The sequence below is a fragment of the Escherichia sp. MOD1-EC7003 genome, from assembly GCF_002965065.1.
In the GTDB taxonomy this organism is placed as follows: domain Bacteria; phylum Pseudomonadota; class Gammaproteobacteria; order Enterobacterales; family Enterobacteriaceae; genus Escherichia.
Genome location: NZ_PTRE01000208.1, coordinates 1 through 635 on the forward strand (window position 1 = coordinate 1; position 635 = coordinate 635).

Annotated in this window: 1 protein-coding gene; it reads left to right on the forward strand. The window is 51.7% G+C overall.

Translation table 11 applies throughout. The annotated features are described in order from the left end of the window. Window positions 1-85: 85 nt before the first annotated feature. Window positions 86-635 (forward strand): IS66-like element accessory protein TnpA (tnpA, locus tag A7090_RS23700; RefSeq protein ID WP_105275737.1); only part of this gene is annotated, 550 nt, incomplete at its 3' end.

A 635-nucleotide genomic window follows, 5' to 3' on the forward strand; every position in this document is an offset into this window, starting at 1 on the left:
GTAAGCGCATCATTTAAACCGTCTTTCGCCTCCCTTTCCTGTTTCCGATACTAATGTCCATTTTCGCAGTAAAAGGACATTTAAGATGAATGCACGAAAGGCGGTACTGGCAGATAATCCGGAATTGATCCTGCGTGTGCTACAGCTGAGATTTGACGAGTCACTGTCGTACCCGCGCATTTCTGCGCAGACTGGTGTCAGCAAAACCGCCATTTTTTCTCTGGTGAGGCGATTTCACCAGATATTCACTGACTGGCCTCTTTCCGGTGAATATTCCTGCGGGCAACTGGCCCGGGCTCTTTTCCCGGGGCGATATCCTTCAACCCCGACCGTGACTCAGCCTGTGAAAGCAGAGAAACCCCGCCGGAACCGATTTTCACCGGAGTTTAAATGGAGACTTGTTCAGCAGACTCTTTTACCCGGTGCCTGTGTCGCACAAATAGCTCGTGAGAACGGAATCAACGATAACCTGCTCTTTAACTGGCGCCATCAATACCGGAAAGGTGGCCTGCTGCCTTCCGGAAAAAATATGCCGGCACTGCTTCCCGTGACGTTAACGCCGGAGCCGGATAATAAAATCCCGGCCCCCGCACAGGAACCAGAGCAGATAAATACACCGTCCGACAGTCTGTGCA